The sequence below is a fragment of the Bradyrhizobium sp. Ses1 genome (assembly GCF_059512365.1).
On the sequence record NZ_JCAMOQ010000003.1, the window covers coordinates 158,132 to 174,012 of the forward strand.

20 protein-coding genes and 1 tRNA gene are annotated in these 15,881 nt (G+C 62.0%); 11 read left to right on the forward strand and 10 right to left on the reverse strand.

Annotated elements, in window-relative coordinates:
* Positions 1 to 471 precede the first annotated feature (471 nt).
* Positions 472 to 651: a hypothetical protein gene (locus AC5ZG5_RS06010; RefSeq protein WP_456641572.1), complete on the forward strand. Its 180-nt coding sequence runs from the start codon at positions 472 to 474 to the stop codon at positions 649 to 651.
* A gap of 51 nt (positions 652 to 702) precedes the next feature.
* Here AC5ZG5_RS06010 and AC5ZG5_RS06015 read toward each other — a convergent pair whose 3' ends face one another.
* A complete protein-coding gene (locus AC5ZG5_RS06015) occupies positions 703 to 867 on the reverse strand; it encodes a hypothetical protein (RefSeq protein WP_208826239.1) in 165 nt (54 codons plus the stop codon).
* 358 nt (positions 868 to 1,225) lie between these two features.
* On the opposite strand from AC5ZG5_RS06015, the gene AC5ZG5_RS06020 reads away from it, so the two are divergent.
* Together AC5ZG5_RS06020 and AC5ZG5_RS06025 are read left to right on the forward strand one after the other, a co-directional pair.
* Positions 1,226 to 1,414, forward strand: coding sequence for a hypothetical protein (locus tag AC5ZG5_RS06020; RefSeq protein ID WP_130225694.1), 189 nt, complete (start codon positions 1,226 to 1,228; stop codon positions 1,412 to 1,414).
* A gap of 321 nt (positions 1,415 to 1,735) precedes the next feature.
* Entirely contained in the window at positions 1,736 to 2,086 is a 351-nt protein-coding gene (locus AC5ZG5_RS06025; RefSeq protein ID WP_456641573.1) for a hypothetical protein, read from the forward strand.
* Positions 2,087 to 2,143: 57 nt separating this feature from the next.
* On the opposite strand, the gene AC5ZG5_RS06030 is transcribed toward AC5ZG5_RS06025, so the two are convergent.
* On the reverse strand, positions 2,144 to 2,341 hold the full coding sequence (locus tag AC5ZG5_RS06030; protein WP_208826698.1) for a hypothetical protein: 198 nt from the start codon (positions 2,339 to 2,341) through the stop codon (positions 2,144 to 2,146).
* 187 nt (positions 2,342 to 2,528) lie between these two features.
* Between AC5ZG5_RS06030 and AC5ZG5_RS06035 the strand changes: the two genes are divergently transcribed.
* The 6 genes from AC5ZG5_RS06035 to AC5ZG5_RS06060 all read left to right on the forward strand — a co-directional run bounded on the left by AC5ZG5_RS06035 (position 2,529) and on the right by AC5ZG5_RS06060 (position 6,087).
* Positions 2,529 to 2,774 carry a hypothetical protein gene (locus tag AC5ZG5_RS06035; protein WP_456641574.1) on the forward strand — a complete coding sequence of 82 codons (246 nt, stop codon included), beginning with the start codon at positions 2,529 to 2,531 and terminating at the stop codon, positions 2,772 to 2,774.
* A gap of 107 nt (positions 2,775 to 2,881) precedes the next feature.
* Positions 2,882 to 3,643 (forward strand): SIR2 family NAD-dependent protein deacylase, encoded by a 762-nt coding sequence (locus tag AC5ZG5_RS06040; RefSeq protein ID WP_456641575.1) that lies wholly within the window; start codon positions 2,882 to 2,884, stop codon positions 3,641 to 3,643.
* 197 nt (positions 3,644 to 3,840) lie between these two features.
* Positions 3,841 to 4,503: a cold-shock protein gene (locus tag AC5ZG5_RS06045; protein ID WP_130225698.1), complete on the forward strand. Its 663-nt coding sequence runs from the start codon at positions 3,841 to 3,843 to the stop codon at positions 4,501 to 4,503.
* A 126-nt stretch (positions 4,504 to 4,629) separates the two neighbouring features.
* Complete coding sequence (locus tag AC5ZG5_RS06050) at positions 4,630 to 5,112, forward strand: DUF192 domain-containing protein (RefSeq protein ID WP_456641576.1); 483 nt, start codon at positions 4,630 to 4,632, stop codon at positions 5,110 to 5,112.
* A 160-nt stretch (positions 5,113 to 5,272) separates the two neighbouring features.
* Positions 5,273 to 5,349: transfer RNA gene (locus tag AC5ZG5_RS06055), tRNA-Pro, on the forward strand.
* A 330-nt stretch (positions 5,350 to 5,679) separates the two neighbouring features.
* The gene (locus AC5ZG5_RS06060) at positions 5,680 to 6,087 is read left to right on the forward strand and encodes a hypothetical protein (RefSeq protein WP_456641577.1); all 408 of its coding nucleotides are present in this window, start codon (positions 5,680 to 5,682) and stop codon (positions 6,085 to 6,087) included.
* Positions 6,088 to 6,128: 41 nt separating this feature from the next.
* Here the strand turns inward: AC5ZG5_RS06060 and AC5ZG5_RS06065 are convergent, their stop codons facing one another.
* From AC5ZG5_RS06065 to AC5ZG5_RS06095, 7 genes are all read right to left on the reverse strand, one after another.
* Positions 6,129 to 6,590 carry a cupin domain-containing protein gene (locus tag AC5ZG5_RS06065; RefSeq protein WP_456641578.1) on the reverse strand — a complete coding sequence of 154 codons (462 nt, stop codon included), beginning with the start codon at positions 6,588 to 6,590 and terminating at the stop codon, positions 6,129 to 6,131.
* A gap of 38 nt (positions 6,591 to 6,628) precedes the next feature.
* A complete protein-coding gene (locus tag AC5ZG5_RS06070; protein ID WP_456641579.1) occupies positions 6,629 to 6,913 on the reverse strand; it encodes a hypothetical protein in 285 nt (94 codons plus the stop codon).
* 282 nt (positions 6,914 to 7,195) lie between these two features.
* Positions 7,196 to 7,354, reverse strand: a complete 159-nt coding sequence (locus AC5ZG5_RS06075; RefSeq protein WP_155255395.1) for a hypothetical protein — start codon at positions 7,352 to 7,354, stop codon at positions 7,196 to 7,198.
* A gap of 189 nt (positions 7,355 to 7,543) precedes the next feature.
* The gene (locus AC5ZG5_RS06080; protein ID WP_456641580.1) at positions 7,544 to 7,894 is read right to left on the reverse strand and encodes a hypothetical protein; all 351 of its coding nucleotides are present in this window, start codon (positions 7,892 to 7,894) and stop codon (positions 7,544 to 7,546) included.
* 174 nt (positions 7,895 to 8,068) lie between these two features.
* The gene (locus AC5ZG5_RS06085) at positions 8,069 to 9,250 is read right to left on the reverse strand and encodes an acetate/propionate family kinase (protein ID WP_456641581.1); all 1,182 of its coding nucleotides are present in this window, start codon (positions 9,248 to 9,250) and stop codon (positions 8,069 to 8,071) included.
* A 31-nt stretch (positions 9,251 to 9,281) separates the two neighbouring features.
* The gene (locus AC5ZG5_RS06090; protein WP_456641582.1) at positions 9,282 to 11,690 is read right to left on the reverse strand and encodes a phosphoketolase family protein; all 2,409 of its coding nucleotides are present in this window, start codon (positions 11,688 to 11,690) and stop codon (positions 9,282 to 9,284) included.
* A gap of 294 nt (positions 11,691 to 11,984) precedes the next feature.
* Positions 11,985 to 12,224 carry a hypothetical protein gene (locus tag AC5ZG5_RS06095; RefSeq protein ID WP_130225705.1) on the reverse strand — a complete coding sequence of 80 codons (240 nt, stop codon included), beginning with the start codon at positions 12,222 to 12,224 and terminating at the stop codon, positions 11,985 to 11,987.
* A 205-nt stretch (positions 12,225 to 12,429) separates the two neighbouring features.
* Here AC5ZG5_RS06095 and AC5ZG5_RS06100 point away from each other — a divergent pair, with 205 nt between their 5' ends.
* The gene (locus AC5ZG5_RS06100) at positions 12,430 to 13,206 is read left to right on the forward strand and encodes a cyclase family protein (RefSeq protein ID WP_028166799.1); all 777 of its coding nucleotides are present in this window, start codon (positions 12,430 to 12,432) and stop codon (positions 13,204 to 13,206) included.
* A gap of 98 nt (positions 13,207 to 13,304) precedes the next feature.
* On the opposite strand, the gene AC5ZG5_RS06105 is transcribed toward AC5ZG5_RS06100, so the two are convergent.
* The gene (locus AC5ZG5_RS06105) at positions 13,305 to 13,580 is read right to left on the reverse strand and encodes a hypothetical protein (RefSeq protein ID WP_456641583.1); all 276 of its coding nucleotides are present in this window, start codon (positions 13,578 to 13,580) and stop codon (positions 13,305 to 13,307) included.
* A gap of 354 nt (positions 13,581 to 13,934) precedes the next feature.
* Here AC5ZG5_RS06105 and AC5ZG5_RS06110 point away from each other — a divergent pair, with 354 nt between their 5' ends.
* Entirely contained in the window at positions 13,935 to 15,746 is a 1,812-nt protein-coding gene (locus tag AC5ZG5_RS06110) for a carbamoyltransferase family protein (protein ID WP_456641584.1), read from the forward strand.
* The last annotated feature ends 135 nt before the right edge of the window (positions 15,747 to 15,881 follow it).

A 15,881-nucleotide genomic window follows, 5' to 3' on the forward strand; every position in this document is an offset into this window, starting at 1 on the left:
GGCACGGGGCTTTCGGGCTGACGGTCTGGGGATTCAGGGCGCGAGCCGCCAGCTTCAGTCGATAACTTAAGGTTGAATTTTCAAAAAGCAACAGCGCCGCCTAGAGGAGTATGTTCTCCGGGCGACGCTGCCGCGAATTACTGGGCCCTGAAATCCCCAGTTCCACTATGTCTGTCGGCGTGCAAAAGAGGTTCAAAAGAAAACCCCGCGACGGGGGCATCGCGGGGCTTCTTAGCCGGTAGGCGGCAGGGGGAGTGTTCCTACCGGCACTTCCTGATGCTTACTCAATTCGTGACGATCAGAAGTGTTCCTGCGGAGTGTTGTCACGGGTCTCAAGGCCGCGCGCGGCATGCCGCAACGGCCTGGTGTTCTGATCTCACCTTTTTACACAAGCGTTTGAGCCTGCATCGCATTCCTATGCCGCCGCGCGCATGTCGGAACCGAGGCGACGTACGCAGCGAGGGCAGATCCATGAAAAGCATCATTCTGGCCACGGCGATCGTGGCGGTGGCGGCAACGTCCGGACAGGCGTTCGCACGTTCGGACGCCTCAACGCCGCGGCAGGAAACGGCGGCCGATCAGCAGATGGCACCGCAAATGAGCGATGGCGACGCCCACCGCTATCATGGCGGGCCAAAATCCAACGACTAAGCGCTGGCGCGGTTCGGCATTCACGCCAGGAGAACGCGGAGGCGCTTGCCGTCACGCCTTGCGGTCCAGCAGCGCCTCGCGTTCGGCTTGGGTCTGGGCGTCGATGACGCTCTGGACATCGGCATTGATCTGATGCGGCGGCGCTTTTGCAGTCTCGTCGATGACGAGCTGAACCTTCGCCTGCGTCACCGCGGCAGGGACGGGGTAGATGACCATGACGGCAACCTCCTGCCCAAAAATCCCAGATCCGCATTTACGTTTTCTAAAGAGGTGCGGTTAATGGGGATGAATTCGGTTGTCCAAACGTCCGGGAACTCCGATCGCGAGCAGGGCGGGGCGTGTGTGGATCGCTGCGCAGCAAGATCAGGAAATGCTTGGCAAAGGCCGGTCCGGCGGCCTGTGGATTTGCTGCGGATAAGCTGGGGACGAGAGGAAGCGGATGGCGCCCGTGCGGCGCCGTGTTCCTAACGATCTCTTTCGGGGCAGCCGATAACGCTATTCAGTTAGGTTAAGGGCAGGATCGCGTTGCGATAACCGGAGGTTGCGCGTAGGGATCAGGTGCGGAACCCGAGCCATGATGATCCCTTCATTCCACAATGCAGACAGGCGAACTCACCGGCGCGTGATGCTGGTGGGGCTGTTGTTTTGTCTCGCCTTCGTCGCGATCAGCTTTTCGCTGCGGCCGCAGGCGGACGATGGACGCGTGCTGGTGAAAGCCGACCGCCTGGTGCGCACCGCGGGCGAACCGCACAAGGCGAATTAGCGCGGATCCTGTCCGGGCAATTTCTCGCTAGAGGAGCGGTGATACATCGCGATGGCGATGAACCCGCCATAGCCGATGATGTTGATCAGAATTTCCAGCCAGACCGGCATGGCGATTACCCCTTCTGCAGCACGATACGCGCAGAGGTCGTGGTTTGTTCCTGCCCCCAATCCATGGGTGGTCCGGCCGAGTTGCATAGCTCGAAGGGAGGCGGCCCGTCCAAGCGCTGCCAGCGCCGCCCCGATAGGCCCGCGGGTTCCCGATGCAACCAATCGGGAATTTCTGCGTTGGAGCCGCGGATGAATCCCTAAGGAGGCGAGGATGAAAAAGGCTTTCGTAGTTTTGGCTACGGTCGCCGCGCTGGGGGCGACCACAATGAGCTCGCCGGCCGAGGCGTACTGGCGCGGCGGCGGCTGGGGCTGGCGGGGTGCAGGTCCGGGCCTGGCATTCGGTCTCGCCGCGGGCGCACTGATTGCGGGCGCTGCCGCAGCGTCCAGCCCCTACTACTACGGTTACGGCCCGGGCTACTACGGCGGATACTACGGACCGAGCTACTACAACTACCCGGCCTATTATGGCGGCTACGGGTATCGACGTTACTACGGCGGTGGTCCTTACGCCTACGGGGGCGGCCCTTATTATCGGCGCGCCTACTGGGATCCTTATTGGTAACAGAAAGCCCGGAGCGACGCGCCCCGGGCTTTTTGACTCCACTTGTGCTGCGAGCGCCTAATCGGTCTCGATCGGTGCCTGCTGATAGCCGTGCCAGGCGCTGCCAAGCGTGCTCTCGTAATACTCCTGGCGCTCGCGTTCGAACTTTTGCTGGGTCGCCTTGAAGCTGGCGATGCGAGCGGCGATCTCTTCGCGTTCACGTGCAAGCAGCTCTTCCTTCTCGGTCATGGCGTCTTCGGTCATGGCTTCGATCATGGCCCATCCCTGTAATCGTAATGTCATCGGGGGCGAATTCGCCTCCCCAATGGGGCGCCAATGGGGAGGAGCCGGTGCAGGATTGTGGTGAGATGATGGGCAGCGAAGGCGGTGGATAAGGCGCGTACGCTGCTTGTCGCTTCTCCGCGGCCCCGCTAGCCAAAAAGAGAAACTGGGGAGGCCGTTCATGGCAAAGATCGATCTGGATTCACTAAGCATCGAAGAACTCGCAAGCTTGCGCGAGTACGCGACCGACAAGCTGTTCGAGAAGGTCGCGGCGCGCCGCGCCGAACTCGAAGCGGAATTGGAGAAGCTTGCCCAATACGGCAAGCCGGTGAAGAAGTCCGATGCCGCGCCGGTTGCGAAGACGAAGAAGAGCGACGAGGTGAAGGAGCCGAACGAGGCGAAGGAGCCGGTCGCCAAAGCGGCGTGACAAACCAGGCGGTTGTGACAAAGGCGGCCTGAGAGCCGCATCCTAGGTGCGATCCCTCGGTCCGGTTGGCCGTGCTATAGTGCGCGCGGTCAACTCGGGTTTCTCACGTGATTACAAAAGATCTGCGCAGCGGTGTCGAGGCGCTCGGCAATTTGATCGCCGAGGCCTCCACCATCGTTCCCTTCACTGGTGCCGGCATTTCAACCGAGAGCGGGATTCCCGACTTCCGCTCGCCCGGCGGGCTGTGGACGCGCAACCGGCCAATTCCATTCGACGAATTCGTTGCAAGTGCCGACGCGCGCGACGAGGCCTGGCGCCGGCGCTTTGCGATGGAGCCGATCTTCATGGCGGCGAAGCCCGGGCGCGGGCATCGCGCGCTCGCCTCGCTCTATCGCGCGGGGAAGATTCCGTCGATCGTCACCCAGAACATCGACAACCTGCATCAGATGAGCGGCTTCAAATCGGATCATGTGGTCGAACTGCACGGCAACACGACCTATGCGCGCTGCATCGGTTGCGGCAGGGCGTACGAATTGCCGTGGGTCAAGCAGCGCTTTGACGAGAACGGCAGTGCGCCCGATTGCACCGACTGCGGCGATCCCATCAAGACCGCAACCATCTCGTTCGGCCAGGCGATGCCGGAGGATGCGATGCGACGGGCGACGGAACTTGCGCAGCACTGCGACTTGTTCCTTGCGATCGGGTCTTCGCTGGTGGTGTGGCCCGCGGCCGGATTTCCGATGATGGCCAAGAACTGCGGTGCGAGGCTTGTGATCATCAACAACGAGCCGACCGATCAGGACGACATTGCGGATCTCGTGATCCGTCACGACATCGGCGAGACGCTTGGGCCGTTCGTGGGCAATTGACGCTCAATTGATTCGCGGTCGTGCAAGTCTGTTCATAGTTCCCGCCAGATTCATTTTTTATCTATGCGATACAAGCGGGAGTGTTATCTTTTGATTCGAGATTCGCGTGCGTTGTTCATGAGCGGTCGTGCAACAACGCACCGATAAGGTACCGTCGCAGAGAGACGGATTGCAGATGATGTGCGGGGTCCGGGGTCATGGGGTCGGACGGATTTGAGTCCAAGAAGCTCGGCGGTCCACCATCAGGTGGCGCCGGGCAGGGTAGGCTTGTGCCGGGTGAATACTCGGAGAGAGCACCGCGTGATCCGGCGGCGGATGCGTTCTCCGGCTTGGGCGATGCCGCCAACCTCGTCGAGATTTCCGGCGTCATCAAATGGTTCGATGCCTCGAAAGGCTACGGCTTCGTCGTCCCAGACAATGGCTGGCCAGATGTGCTTCTGCACGTCACCGTGCTCAGGCGTGACGGCTATCAGACGGCCTACGAGGGCGCTCGCGTGGTGGTTGAATGCGTGCAGCGCGCGAAGGGCTATCAGGCGTTCCGCATCCTCTCGATGGATGAAACGACGGCGATCCATCCGGCGCAGATGCTGCCGCCCAGGACCCATGTCACAGTCACCCCGACGAGCGGACTCGAGCGGGCGCAAGTGAAGTGGTTCAACCGGCTGCGCGGCTTCGGCTTCCTGACCTGCGGTGAAGGGACGCCCGACATTTTCGTGCACATGGAAACGCTGCGCCGCTTCGGCATGACCGAGCTGCGCCCCGGCCAATATGTGCTGGTGCGGTTCGGGCCCGGCTCCAAGGGCATGATGGCCGCGGAAATCCACCCGGAGACCGGCCCGTCGGCGCTGTCGTCGCACTGATTTTCTGCGCAAGCTCTAACGGAAACGTGAGCCGGATGGCGCGTGGCATATCTTTGCCCTCTGGCCATCGGCGCGGTGCTCGGGTTAGGTTCCGCGCGATTTGATTTTGCCGTGAGTGCAGTTTCCATGACTTTCGATCGTGTCACCGGGCATCGCCTGCTCGTTGCCCTGTTTGCGTCGCTTGCCCTCCTGTGTGGTGTGATCGCGGGCCCTGCCGCAAGGGCTGCGACGGTCCAGCCGCTCGAGATCGTCACCAAGAATGGAGTGCACGTCTTCTCCGTCGAGCTCGCGACGACCGAGGAGGAGAAGACGACTGGGCTGATGTACCGGAAGGAGCTGCCCGACGGCAAAGGCATGCTGTTCGACTTCTCGCCGGAGCAACAGGTGTCGATGTGGATGAAGAACACCTATGTGTCGCTGGACATGATCTTCATCCGCGCCGACGGCCGCATCCTGCGGATCGCGGAGAATACCGAGCCGTTGTCGACCAAGATCATCTCGTCCGGCGGGCTCGCCAAGGGCGTGCTGGAGGTGGTCGCGGGCACGGCGCAGAAATACGGCATCAAGCCCGGTGACCGGGTGGCCCACCCGCTGTTTAATGGCAAATAGAGCATGATCCGGAAAAGTGGGCACCGGTTTTCCGGAAAGATCATGCTCAACAAAGGGGATGCGATGGTGATCCGATCAGCCTGATCGGATCACCATCGCGCCTGGCGAGCGGCTTGCTGGCGCCCGCCTAACCGTGTATCGACATCGCCTGCGGATTGCTCGGGGTATAGCGCAGCCTGGTAGCGCGGCAGTTTTGGGTACTGCAGGTCGTTGGTTCGAATCCAGCTGCCCCGACCAAAATATTAGTGGAATCAAATATTTGAGCGACGTGCTGCGTCCCGCCCGCTGATTTGCTGTGCACTGTCGGGAGTCTCGGGGTCAGCCGGAGAGAGCTCGTCGAGGGGCTTCCATGAGCGCGCGATCTGGCGAGTGCGCTCCGTTTCCAATCTTTGCAACCGGAAGGTGAATAGCGTCGGACGAACGTCCGATGCGCGACTGCCCGACCCATGGAATAACGTCGTTCTGTAATGCGCATGGAATCGATGACGATCCACGCGGGAGGAGGCGGCTTACTCTTATGCCGTCGAATACGAACGATTGCTGCGTCAGTGGGTAGGGAGCAAGAAAATGCGCTCGGATATCGGCATTGCTATCGTTGGATTTGTCCTGACGTTGTCGGTCTCGGTAGAAGCACATGCATCGTGCACAGGGCCGAGGAGTATGAAGGGAATCTGGAAGGGTAACGACACAGGTACCTACTTTGTCGCGCAACGCGGAAACACTGTTTGGTGGTTTGGACAGAGTAAAGAGCGGAACTTTGCCAACGTTTTTCGAGCCACGCTACGTGGCGACATCATTGACGGCGAATTTTCGGATGTTGCCGGTGGCTTCAATTTTGCCGGTCCGCTGCGTCTCCAAATTGTGAGAGGCTTCGGTAACTCGATAGCTTCGTTCAAGAAGGTGAGCGGTGGATTTGGGGCGAGCCATTGGTCTTTCGCGTGTGATGATCAAAGCGTGATCCCTGCACGAGAATAGCGAAACGCTGAAATTGCTAGGGGGGCCACCCCGATTTCCCTCTACCGCTCCGGATAGGGCGTGCCATCCTTGTGCACGAACCGGCCGTCGGCGTTGGAGCTCATCATGTCGACGTCCGAGCAGATGGTGACGTCGGCTGGCGAGCGCGAGCCGACTTCGAGATAAACCGCCATTGCGCCCGACTTGTTGACGAGGTGATGGCCGTTACCGGAGCCTTTCGGAAACGCCGCGCAATCGCCGGCGCGCAGCACCGTGTCGCCGCCATCTTCAATCAGCGTCAGTTCGCCTTCGAGCACATAGACGAATTCGTCTTCGTCCGAGTGCCAGTGGCGCTGGCTCGACCAGTTGCCCGGCGGCAGGTGCATGAGATTGACCCCGAAGTCGGTGAGGCCGCCGGCATTGCCCAATCGCTGCCGCACGCGTTCGGCACAGGCGGCGTCGAATGGCGGCGGGTAGCCGGAGCCCTTGCGTTTCGGGACAGTGGCGATGTCGATCTTGGGCATGAGGTCCTTTCCATGACACCCGAGGCCGCACTGCTTGCTCAACGCTGACACGTCAACCGCGCAAGATGTCCTGATCGGTAGATCAGGAAAAGATCACTGGTGTAGTGGAAATACTCGCCCGTGAAGTCCTTGGTTTTGAATCTGAGTTGAATCCTGTTGTTGCTGACGACCGTAGCGCGCTGCGGGCCATTCCCGGTGTCGATCGAAACCGGCGGACCGAGGGCAAGCGTCACGCTTTTTGACGACGGCGCCGATCCAGTCGGATCGAACAGGGAGCCGCTGCAGGTGAGAGAGGCAGGCTGAGCAACGGCAGAAGCAATCATCGAGGCGAGGGCTGACAGAATTATCAGAGGCGTTCTGAACATTCATGGCTCCAAAGAAAAGAATTCAGGAATCGCGGCGGGGCTTGCAGGGGCGCAGCATAGTAGGTGGCATCCGGCTTCGCCAGCAACGGTTGTGCCTGCCAAATCGCACGTCAAATCAGCGGATCCGATCATGCCGCCACCGTCAGGCTGCAGGAATTTTTGGGACGGGCGCTTGCGCTTGCACGCTGGTGGCGGCGAAGCACCGAGGGTGCAGCGCACTCCCTTTAGGTGCGGGACGCCTTAATCGTTTGACGTGAGGAACGGCAGAACCGGCACGTCGATGCCGATGGCCAATTCGAGCACCGCGCCGATCGCAGCGATTGCCGCGCACAATTCAAGCAGGACGAATGCGAACAGCGCGCTCAGCCCAATAAGTGCGTTCTTGCGGCCGTTCCACATGATATCACCTGCAATCCTGGCTCTCGGAAAGAAAGCTCGATTTAGCCCGGTCGGGTCATAAGCCGGAAACCTGGTACGGTAAACTCGCTTACCATCGCGGCCACCAAGCTCAAGACGAGCCTGATCTTAACCTAACCGATCAACCTTAACGTCCGTGTAGCGGGGCCGCGAGGTGCTTTTGCTGCCGCTTCAGCATCCGCGGCAGATCGATCCGATCATCTTGTCGACTTTGGCGTCCTCGCGATCGAGCGAGGGATCGGTGCCAAGCAGCGGGCCTTTCTGGGGACCGTTGGCTATGCCTTCGGAGGAAAGTGCGGTTCCGAGCGAGTTGGTGCCGGGCGTGGTGGGGCTGGTTCCAAAAGCACCGCCGGTCACCGGCAGGCCCCCGCTCGTGGGCAGGCCGCTGCTCATGGGCATGCCTCCGTGCATCCCCATGCCACCCATACCGTGTCCCATGCCGCCTCCGCCGCCGCGTGCGCATGCTGCGGTGGTCGAAAGGCCGACGGCGAGGGCGATACAGAGGAGGGATAGTTTCTTCATGGCGAGACTCCTGTCTTCGCGAGACGGCTGGGCCAGCCCGTCCGGCCGGCGCCAGTAGAAGTGAAGTAGGTGTTGTGGTGCCGCGCGAATGCGGTCTCGCTCATCAAATCCTTTGGCGCGAACCATCCCGCCGGATCGCGGCCGTGAGAGCGACGGCAATGCCGTTCGTCATTCTCAACGATTTGTAATCAAGGCCTGGCTGTGAGCGGCGATAGCCGCTTCCTCATCGGTCGGGACTACCAGGGTTGCAACACTCGCCGTCTTCGCACCGATCCTGAGTTCATTGGCGCTGTTGGCGCGATCATCGATCTCCACGCCGAGCCAGCCAAGGCCGGCGCAGATCCGCTTCCGCACCTCGGGGCTGTTCTCGCCGATCCCGGCGGTGAAGACGATCGCATCCAGGCCGCCCAGGCTGTGGGTCATCGCGGCGATTGCCGCCCCCGCGCGGAAGGCGAACAGTTCGAGCGCCTCGGCGGCACGCGGATCGTCGCTCGTGGTGAGCACGCGCACGTCGGCGCTGATCCCGGACACGCCGAGCAGTCCGGACTCGTAATAGAGCACGTGCTCGATCTCGTCGGCCGAGAGCCCACGCTGCTGCTGCAGGTAGAGCGGCAGGCCGGGATCGATCGCGCCGCAGCGCGTGCCCATCATCAGTCCGTCCAGCGTCGTGAAGCTCATCGTCGTGTCGATGCTGCGCCCGTCGCGCATCGCGCACAGGCTGGCGCCGCTGCCGAGATGGGCTGTCACGATCCGCCCCGTCGCCAGATCCGGCGCTATTTCGCGCAAGCGGCGGGCGATGAACTCGTAGGAGAGCCCGTGAAAGCCGTAGCGGCGCACGCCTTCCTGTTCGAAATGCCGCGGCAGCGCAAAGCGGCTCATGGGCGGCGCGACGCTGTGGTGAAAGGCGGTATCGAAGCAGGCGACCTGCGGCAGGTCCGGCCGCAGCTTCTGCATCGCCTCGATCGGCGCCAGACAGACCGGCTGGTGCAAGGGCGCGAGCGGGGTGAGCTCGCGCAGCGCCTGCAGGATGGCCGGCGTCACCTGCACCGGCTCAAAGAATTTCAGGCCGCCATGGACGACGCGGTGACCGACCGCGACGAGAGTTCCGCCGGCGAGGAATTCGTCGAGCCAGTGCAACAGATCCGAGAAGAAGCTCTCGTCGTCCGCTTCCGCCGCGGCGTGCCGCTCGAACAGTACGTTGCCGTGCAGATCCTTCACGACCATCTGCGGCTGATGCTGATGATGGTCGAGCATGCCCTTGCACAGCGGTGCGGGATCGCCTGAGCCGCCGCTCGCAAACAGCGCCAGCTTGATCGTGGACGATCCCGCATTGAGCACGAGGAGGGCGTTCGGCATCTTCTTCAGCCTCAACGCTTGTGATCGGGCATCAGTCGCCGGCGTTCGCGGCCGTGCCGTACGGCCAGGACCAGTCGCGGATATCGGGCATGTCCTCGCCGTGCTCGCGGACATATTTGCCGTGCTCGATCAGCCGGTCAAGGCAATGCTGCTTCACGGCCGCTGCGGAGGCCGCAAGTCCCGGCACGCGGTTGATGACCTCGATCGCCAGGTGGAAGCGGTCGAGCTCGTTGAGCACGACCATGTCGAACGGCGTCGTCGTCGTTCCCTCTTCCTTGAAGCCGCGCACATGGATGCCGGAGTGGTTGGTGCGCGCATAGGTGAGGCGGTGGATCAGATAGGGGTAGCCGTGATAGGCGAAGATCACCGGCTTGTCGCGGGTGAACAGGGTGTCGAAGTCGCGGTCGGTGAGGCCATGCGGATGCTGCTCGCGCGGCTGCAGGGCCATGAGGTCGACGACGTTGACGACCCTGATCTTGAGCTTGGGGGTCTGCTTCCGGAGAATGTCGACAGCGGCGAGTGTCTCCAGCGTCGGCACGTCGCCGGCGCAGGCCATCACCACGTCGACGTCGTCATCCGGTGTTTCCGTTCCGGCCCATGGCCACGCGCTGATTCCGGCCTCGCAATGAACTGCGGCCTCCTTGATCGTCAGCCATTGCGGCGCTGGTTGCTTGCCGGCCACGATGACGTTGATCCGGTCGTAGGTGCGCAGGCAATGGTCGGTGATCCATAGCAGCGAGTTGGAATCCGGCGGGAAGTAGACGCGGACGATGTCCGCCTTCTTGTTGGCAACGAGATCGACGAAGCCCGGATCCTGGTGGCTGAAGCCGTTGTGATCCTGCCGCCAGACATGTGAGGTGAGCAGATAGTTCAGCGAGGCGATCGGGCGCCGCCAGGGCAGGCCGCGGGAGACCTTCAGCCATTTGGCGTGCTGATTGAACATGGAATCGACGATGTGGATGAAAGCCTCGTAGCAGGAGAACAATCCGTGTCGCCCGGTGAGCAGATAACCCTCGAGCCATCCCTGGCAGAGATGCTCGCTCAAGACCTCCATCACCCGGCCGTCCCGGGACAAATGGACGTCGTAGGGCTCGATCTCCTCCATCCAGACGCGATCGGTCGCTTCGAACACGGCATCGAGCCGGTTGGAGGCGGTCTCGTCCGGACCCATGATGCGGAAATTGCGCGTGCTTTCGTTGCGCTTCATGACGTCGCGCAGGAATTTGCCCATTGTGCGCGTTGCTTCATCGATCACGCCCCCGGGCGTCGTGACCTCGATCGCGTAGTTGCGATAGTCGGGCAATTCCAGTTCGCGCCTGAGCGTGCCGCCATTGGCATGCGGATTGGCGCCCATCCGCCGCGCGCCGTTCGGCGCCAGTTTCTGCAATTCCGGAACCAGCCTGCCTTGCTCGTCGAACAGCGTTTCCGGCTGGTAGCCGCGCATCCATCGCTCCAGTATCGCGAGATGGCCTGGATTGCTGCGGACTTCGGCAATCGGCACCTGGTGCGCGCGCCAGAACCCTTCCACCCTGAGGCCGTCGACTTCCTTGGGTCCGGTCCAGCCCTTTGGGCTGCGCAGCACGATCATCGGCCATCGTGGCCGCTCTTGTGATGGCGATACGCCTCGCGCGGCCTGCTGGATGGCGCGGATGCGATCGGTCGCCGCATCCAGCGTGGCAGCCATCTGCCGGTGCATTGTCGCGGGATCCTCGCCCTCGACGAACATCGGCTCATGGCCGAAGCCCAGGAACAGATGGCGGATTTCCTCGTCGCTCATCCGCCCGAGCACGGTCGGGTTGGCGATCTTGTAGCCGTTCAGATGCAGGATCGGGAGCACCGCGCCGTCGCGCGCAGGGTTGAGAAACTTGTTCGAATGCCAAGAGGCGGCGAGCGGGCCGGTCTCGGCTTCGCCGTCGCCGATGACGCAGGCAACCAGAAGATCGGGATTGTCGAATGCCGCGCCATAGGCATGAGCGAGCGCATAGCCGAGTTCGCCGCCTTCATGGATCGAGCCAGGTGTCTCCGGCGCGGCGTGGCTCGGGATGCCTCCGGGAAAAGAGAACTGCCGAAACAGCTTGCGCAGGCCGTCGACGTCGCGCGTGATGCTGGGATAGATCTCGGTGTAGCTGCCTTCGAGATAGGTATTGGCGACCATGCCGGGCCCGCCATGACCGGGGCCGCAGATATAGATGACGTCGAGATCGCGGTGTTTGATCACGCGATTGAGATGGGCATAGACGAAATTCAAACCGGGCGTCGTGCCCCAATGGCCGAGCAGGCGCGGCTTGATATGTTCCTTGCGAAGCGGCTCACGGAGCAGGGGATTGTCGAGCAGATAGATCTGGCCGACCGAGAGGTAGTTGGCGGCGCGCCAGTACCGATCAAGCAGATCGAGTTCGGCGCTATCGAGAACGGCGGACGGGCTGCCTGCATCTTGCATTGAACGCCTCGTTGTTTCCTGGCGACGATTGCCAATCGTGACGGCTTTTGCTGGACGCGCTACTGTCTATTTCTGCGCGGTACGGGTGTTGAGCCAAATCAACCGCATCCAGCCATCATCAATCTGGCGCCATGCGCATGCGCCAGCCGCGCCATCTGTTCGACGACAACGAGCGCGGATCGGCGCCGTTCCGGCGCACGAAATGTCAAATTGTAGCGGCGGCGTTTGACAAAACTGCGATGCCGCGCTTTTGAGCAGAGGCGTGCGCCCCAAGCCCGGTAGGATGCGTCGGCGCTACCGGCTGGAGATCAGTTTCAGCGGAGGCTGGAGGGTCGCTTCGAGTTCCACCCGCAGGCGCTGGACTCGGGGATCGCTCGATCGCTCGGCGCAGACCGTGTACTGATGGACGGATTGAGCCAGCGCCCGCCGCTCCGCCGCGGTCTTCGACACCGAGGCGAGCTTGAGCACGATGGCGCCCAGGTTCACCAGCATTTCGTCGAGCGTCCGGTCGATCTTGTCGAGCTCGTTCGTCATCCGCACTCCTTGCACGTCAATGAAGGCTGGTGAATGACGTTCCTGTGGCAACATCGGTAAGGCTAACCATTGGTAAAAGGCCCGCCGTGTATGTCCGTAGCCCGGGTTGCGCTGCGCTCTACCTGGACTACGAGATTTCTGCTGACGTTGCAGGGATCGGCGTACTGATCCAGAATTTCATCGAGGAAACCCGAGAGGACAGACCATGGCGCGCAAACTGATCGACATCTCCGTTCCCCTGCAGAACGACGTGCCGGCCGATCCGCCGGGCAACCATCCGACCATCCAGTATATCGACCACCAGCAGGGCCTGCCGCGGATGCTGGAATTCTTCCAGGGGTTACGAGCGGAAGATCTACCGGACGGGCAGGGCTGGGCGGTCGAGCAGGTCAATCTCTCCACCCATAACGGCACGCATCTGGATGCGCCCTGGCACTTCCATCCCACGATGAACCGCGGCGAGCGCTCCTGGACCATCGACGAAGTGCCGCTGGAATGGTGTTTCCAGCCGGCCGTCAAGCTCGACTTCCGGCATCTACCGGACGGCTATGTCGCGAGCGCCAAGGATGTCGAGGAGGAGCTCATCCGCATCGGCCATACGCTCAAGCCGCTCGAGATCGTCGTCGTCAACACCAGCGCTGGCGCAAAATTCGGCCGGCCGGATTATGTCGTCTCCGGCTGCGGCATGGGCTATGAGGCGACGATGTATCTGTTGGAGCGCGGCGTGCGGCTGACCGGCACCGACGGCTGGAGCTGGGATGCGCCGTTCGTCTACACCGCGAAGAAATATGCCGAGACGAGGGATGCCAGCCTGATCTGGGAAGGCCACAAGGCCGGCCGCCACATCGGCTATTGCCACCTCGAGAAGCTGCACAATCTCGAACTGTTGCCCTCGACCGGCTTCATGGTGTCGTGCTTCCCGGTGAAGATCGAGCGCGCTTCCGCTGGCTGGACGCGGGCGGTCGCGATCCTCGAGAGCTGAGCCGCGAGAGCTCTCTTGCCAAAAGAAAATCAGGTGCGCCGTTTCCGACGCACCTGATTTTTCCTTTGATCTAGTGCAGTAGCGTCGGGCTAACGCCACTACCTGCAGACGCGAACGCCGCGCGGGGTCCACCAGCAGCGCGGGCCACCATAGCCGCCGTAGTAGCCGTAGCCGCGGGGATACCAGCCACGGCGATAACCGCCGCGATAACCCCATCCGCCGCGACCGCGACCCCAACCGCCGCGTCCGCGATACTGCGCCTGCGCCGACGAGGTGGTCGTGCCGACCAGAATCGCCGAGGTGCTGGCGACATAGACGAACAGCAATGCCACCGCGGCAAGGCAGCGCGTCAGGAAATTGTAGCGTTTAACCATTCAGTAATCTCCCGGTCACTTCCAGACATCCAAACAATCCGAACTGTCTTGCTTAGACGTTTGAGACAGCCACTAGTTCAGATGCACTAAGACAAAATTTTGTCGAACGTTCTTGCGCTTCGCAAAAACTCTATTGGGCGGGTCGGGGGAGGTCAAGTTATAGTCCCGCTTGCAGAAATGCATCGTGTGTCTTGCCGTTCATCCGTCGTTCATCTTGTTCATCTTCGTCGTATCCAATGATTTGTGCGCCGCCGAACCATGGCGAAAAAGATTTCGACAAATCCCGCAGAGAACTTGATGTCGACACGATCGCGTATCCTAAGCCACGCGATGATTCCCGCCTGACGAGTCCCCATGCCCAAGCAGCACACCTACGTCCTCGGCCTCAACACCTACGATCATGACGTCAGCGCCTGCCTGTTGCGCGACGGCGCGATCGCCTTTGCGATCGCCAAGGAGCGGATCACGCGCGAGAAGCACGCGTCCGGATTCTACAAGGAGGCGATCGACTATTGCCTCAAGGCCGAGGGCATCACGCTCGATGATGTGGATCTGGTCGTCAGCAATTGCTACATCCTGCCGGTGCCGGAGCTGGAAGAGCGGCTGATCTATCAGGACATGGCCGGCTTTCTTCCGTATCCCGAGCGGCAGGAAGCGTCCAAACATCCGCTGTTTCGTTCGACCTCGGGCAAGGTGGTATCGCTCTCCCACCATCTGGCGCATGCCTACAGCGCATTTGCGGTGTCGCCGTTCGATGAGGGTGTGGTGATGGTGGTCGACGGCGTCGGCAACTATCAGTCCGACGTCATGGAGCAGTATCCGAATGCGGATGCGGCGTCGCCGCTGGCGCGTGAATCCGAAAGCTACTACCGGTTCGAGGGCGAGAAGCTGGAGTGCCTGAAGAAGGTCTTCATGGAGCCTTCGCGCGGCATGCTCAGCGACGAGTTCTACAATATGCCGGGCCTCGGCGCGCTCTATAGCCGTGTCTCGTCCTACGTGTTCGGCGACTGGAACAAGTGCGGCGAATTGATGGGCCTTGCCCCCTACGGCCGTCGCGAGCAGGTCAAGCATCTCCTCGACATGAGCGACGGCAAGTTGCACGTGCCGCCATGGACCAGCGAATTCAATCAACCCTATCTGCTCGACAGCGGCAGTTGGGACAAGAGCCCGGCGATGCGTCACTGGGAGGACATCGCCTGGCGCGTGCAGGACGACACCGAGAACGTGCTGCTCGCCCGCGCGCGCTGGCTGCGCGAGACTACGGGCGCCAAGAACCTCTGCATCGCCGGCGGCGTCGCGCTGAATTGCGTGGCCAACGGACGGATTGCGCGGGAAGCCGGCTTCGAGAATGTCTGGATCCAGCCGGCGGCGGGCGACGACGGCACCGCGATCGGCTGCGCTTATTACGGCTGGCTCGGGATCCTGAAACAGCGGCGCAACTTCGTGATGGAGCACGCTTTCGTCGGCAGGCCCTATAGCGAGGCGGAGGTCGCGGCCGCGTTGCAGAAGTTCCTGGTGCGTGTGCAGGTGGACGCCAGGCGCAGCGACGATATCTGCCGCGATACCGCCAAGCTGCTCGCCGACCAGCGCGTGATCGGCTGGTTCCAGGGGCCGTCCGAGTTCGGGCCCCGCGCGCTCGGCAATCGCAGCCTGATTGCCGATCCGCGCCGGGCAGAGATGAAGGACATCCTCAACAGCCGCGTCAAACACCGGCAGGCGTTCCGCCCGTTTGCGCCGCTGGTGCTGGCCGAGCGGATGACGGAGATATTCGAAGGTGAGGAGGATTCGCCGTTCATGCTGATCGCCAAGCCGGTCCGTCCCGAGTGGCGCGACAAGATTCCGGCCATCGTCCATGTCGACGGCTCGGCGCGCGTGCAGACTGTGCGCGAGGCGACCAATCCGAGGCTCTACCGGCTCCTGAAGGAGTTCGAGGCGCTGACCGGGGTGCCGGTGCTGATCAACACCTCCTTCAACGTCAAGGGCGAGCCGATTATCGAGACGCCGGAGGACGCCGTGAACTGCTTCCTCGCCACAGGGGTCGACAACCTGATCCTGCACGACACGATCGTGTCGAAGGGCCGGATGCACAAGGTCGTCGCGCCGCTGGTCAGGACCTATGGCGATGTCGCCAGCATCGTCGCCTCGACTGCCCCGCCGCCGAGTTGAGATTACCTCGCCCCGCTTGCGGGGAGAGGTCGGATCGCATCGTAAGATGCGATCCGGGTGAGGGGGGTCTCCGCGAGTCAGACTCTCACCGTTTTTGCGGAAGCAGCCCCTCACCCCAACCCTCTCAGGGCGAGC

What these genes read in the sequence shown, in the direction of transcription:
- AC5ZG5_RS06010 (WP_456641572.1), top strand. Translation starts at nt 472, where the DNA reads ATGAAAAGCATCATTCTGGCCACGGCGATCGTGGCGGTGGCGGCAACG.
- AC5ZG5_RS06015 (WP_208826239.1), bottom strand. Translation starts at nt 867, where the DNA reads ATGGTCATCTACCCCGTCCCTGCCGCGGTGACGCAGGCGAAGGTTCAG.
- AC5ZG5_RS06020 (WP_130225694.1), top strand. Translation starts at nt 1,226, where the DNA reads ATGATGATCCCTTCATTCCACAATGCAGACAGGCGAACTCACCGGCGC.
- AC5ZG5_RS06025 (WP_456641573.1), top strand. Translation starts at nt 1,736, where the DNA reads ATGAAAAAGGCTTTCGTAGTTTTGGCTACGGTCGCCGCGCTGGGGGCG.
- AC5ZG5_RS06030 (WP_208826698.1), bottom strand. Translation starts at nt 2,341, where the DNA reads ATGATCGAAGCCATGACCGAAGACGCCATGACCGAGAAGGAAGAGCTG.
- AC5ZG5_RS06035 (WP_456641574.1), top strand. Translation starts at nt 2,529, where the DNA reads ATGGCAAAGATCGATCTGGATTCACTAAGCATCGAAGAACTCGCAAGC.
- AC5ZG5_RS06045 (WP_130225698.1), top strand. Translation starts at nt 3,841, where the DNA reads ATGGGGTCGGACGGATTTGAGTCCAAGAAGCTCGGCGGTCCACCATCA.
- AC5ZG5_RS06050 (WP_456641576.1), top strand. Translation starts at nt 4,630, where the DNA reads ATGACTTTCGATCGTGTCACCGGGCATCGCCTGCTCGTTGCCCTGTTT.
- AC5ZG5_RS06060 (WP_456641577.1), top strand. Translation starts at nt 5,680, where the DNA reads ATGCGCTCGGATATCGGCATTGCTATCGTTGGATTTGTCCTGACGTTG.
- AC5ZG5_RS06065 (WP_456641578.1), bottom strand. Translation starts at nt 6,590, where the DNA reads ATGCCCAAGATCGACATCGCCACTGTCCCGAAACGCAAGGGCTCCGGC.
- AC5ZG5_RS06070 (WP_456641579.1), bottom strand. Translation starts at nt 6,913, where the DNA reads ATGATTGCTTCTGCCGTTGCTCAGCCTGCCTCTCTCACCTGCAGCGGC.
- AC5ZG5_RS06075 (WP_155255395.1), bottom strand. Translation starts at nt 7,354, where the DNA reads ATGTGGAACGGCCGCAAGAACGCACTTATTGGGCTGAGCGCGCTGTTC.
- AC5ZG5_RS06080 (WP_456641580.1), bottom strand. Translation starts at nt 7,894, where the DNA reads ATGAAGAAACTATCCCTCCTCTGTATCGCCCTCGCCGTCGGCCTTTCG.
- AC5ZG5_RS06085 (WP_456641581.1), bottom strand. Translation starts at nt 9,250, where the DNA reads ATGCCGAACGCCCTCCTCGTGCTCAATGCGGGATCGTCCACGATCAAG.
- AC5ZG5_RS06090 (WP_456641582.1), bottom strand. Translation starts at nt 11,690, where the DNA reads ATGCAAGATGCAGGCAGCCCGTCCGCCGTTCTCGATAGCGCCGAACTC.
- AC5ZG5_RS06095 (WP_130225705.1), bottom strand. Translation starts at nt 12,224, where the DNA reads ATGACGAACGAGCTCGACAAGATCGACCGGACGCTCGACGAAATGCTG.
- AC5ZG5_RS06100 (WP_028166799.1), top strand. Translation starts at nt 12,430, where the DNA reads ATGGCGCGCAAACTGATCGACATCTCCGTTCCCCTGCAGAACGACGTG.
- AC5ZG5_RS06105 (WP_456641583.1), bottom strand. Translation starts at nt 13,580, where the DNA reads ATGGTTAAACGCTACAATTTCCTGACGCGCTGCCTTGCCGCGGTGGCA.
- AC5ZG5_RS06110 (WP_456641584.1), top strand. Translation starts at nt 13,935, where the DNA reads ATGCCCAAGCAGCACACCTACGTCCTCGGCCTCAACACCTACGATCAT.